Source organism: Actinoplanes sp. NPDC048791, from assembly GCF_040650095.1.
Lineage (GTDB): Bacteria > Actinomycetota > Actinomycetes > Mycobacteriales > Micromonosporaceae > Actinoplanes.
Genome location: NZ_JBEZGQ010001297.1, coordinates 1 through 2,034, shown reverse-complemented (window position 1 = coordinate 2,034; position 2,034 = coordinate 1). Strand labels below are relative to the sequence as shown.

Sequence of the window (2,034 nt, the reverse complement as noted above, 5' to 3'; positions counted from 1 at the left end):
CGGTCTTCGTCGAGGCGGGCCGGGCCGCGGGCCAGGCCCGCGACGAGCTCCGCTGGGTCCAGGAGGTCGCCGCCGGCTGGCCTGTGCTGCTCGGCGCGGTCGCGCACGCCGATCTCGAACGCGGCCGGGAGATCTCGGCGGACCTGCGGCAGCTGGCCGCGATGCCACTGGTACGCGGCGTACGGCGCAACTTGCAGGACGAGCCGCCCGGCTTCGCCACGAGTGCCGGTCACGTCGACGGCGTCCGGTCGCTCGCCGGGTACGGCTTCACCGCGGACCTGTGCGTCCGGCACTCCCAGCTGCCCGAGGTCACCGAACTGGTGGCGCTGGTGCCCCAGGTGACCTTCGTCCTGGACCACCTGGGCAAGCCGCCGGTCCGCTCCGGTGAGCGCGACCCGTGGCGGGAACACCTGCGCCGGCTCGCCGGGCTCCCCAACGTGGTGTGCAAGCTGTCCGGCCTCACCACCGAGGCCGACCTGGCCCGCTGGCGGCCGGGTGACGTGCTGCCGTACCTGCGGGACGCGCTGGCCGAGTTCGGCCCCGAGCGCTGCCTGTTCGGCGGTGACTGGCCCGTCGCCACCCTGGCCACCCCGTACGCCCGCTGGGTCGACGTGGTCCTCGAGGCGCTCGCCGGGCACCCACCGGCGCAACGGGCGCAGGTGCTGGCGGGCACGGCCACCCGGGTCTACCGCCTGCCCGCCGCCTGACCCGCTGGGCCCAGCACAGTGGACCTGCGCGCGGCCGGGTCCCTCGTCAGGCGTCCCGCGTTCGGTGGGTTCCGTGGCCCGCGCCGACCGTTAGGCTGCTGGGCATGGCGACTGACGGCGGCCGGCCCGGGCCGGGGACGAGGTCATCGGGTCCGCCGGCCGACCTGGTCGCCGTCGTGCGGGACGTGCTGGCGGTGATCCCGGCCGGCTGCACCTGGATGCTGCCGGTGGCCGACGGCGCCGGGCGGATCACCGACTTCCGCATCGCGGCTGTCAGCGGCAATGACGGCGACGTCCACGGCCGCGGCGCCAGCCGGATCGGTGAGCTGCTCAGCGAGCTGTATCCGAGCATGGTCGGCGGCCCGTTGTGGCAGCTGTATCTGCGGGCGCAGGCCACCGGCGAGCCCGCCGAACTGCCCGGCTTCCGCTATCAGGAGCGGCAGGCCGGCGTGGTCACCGAGGCGTTGTTCGACATCGGCGTGCACCCGATGCACGGCGGGCTGCTCGTCTGCTGGCAGCGGCTCGACGAGGACCAGCGCCGCCTGGAGCGGACCGAGCTGCTCGGCAACCTGGGCTGGGCCGAGTACGACCTGCGGACCGGACGCAGCAAGTGGTCCCCGGGCATGTACCGGATCTTCGACCGGGATCCCGCCCTGGGTCCGCTGTCGCGCACGGAGCAGGCGGCGATCCTGGTGCCGGCGGACGCCGGGCAGGCCGAGGCGGCCTGGCAGACGCTGGACAGCGGGGCCACCTCCGACGTGACGGTCCGCTTCCAGCCGGGCGGGACGGTGAAGTATCTGCGGATCCTGTCCGACGTCGCCCGGGACGCGGACGGGACACCGCTGAAGATCTACGCCGTGGTGCAGGACGTCACCGCCCGGGTCGACTCGCGGACCGAGATCGAGCGGCTCGGCGACCGGCTGCGCACCCGGGAGATCACCGCGATCGCCGAGCACCGCCTGGCCGGGCAGCTGCAGCGGCTGATCCAGCCGGTGCCGCGCGATCCCGTTCCGCTGCCGGGCCTGGAAGCCGCGGTCAGCTACCTGCCGGCGGAGAAGGCCGTGCAGGTCGGCGGCGACTGGTACCACGCGCAGGCCCTGCCGGACGGGCACACGCTGCTGGCCATCGGTGATGTCGCCGGGCACGGGCTGGAGGCCGCCAGCGGCATGGCCCACCTGCGGTTCGCCCTGGTGGCCTGGCTGTCCATCGGCATCTGCGACCCGGGTGTGCTGCTGCGCCACCTCAACGGGCTCAGCCGGCAGCTCGGCATCACCGGCACCGCCGCGATCGCCGCCTACGACCCGGCGACCCGGGTGCTGTCCTGGGC

At 74.6% G+C, this 2,034-nt stretch carries 2 protein-coding genes; both read left to right on the top strand.

Translation table 11 applies throughout. The features are described from left to right. On the top strand, window positions 1-707 hold a 707-nt coding region (locus tag AB0C29_RS45605), incomplete at its 5' end, for an amidohydrolase family protein (protein WP_360834222.1). Window positions 708-811: 104 nt separating this feature from the next. Next, on the top strand, window positions 812-2,034 hold a 1,223-nt coding region (locus tag AB0C29_RS45600), incomplete at its 3' end, for a SpoIIE family protein phosphatase (protein WP_360834220.1).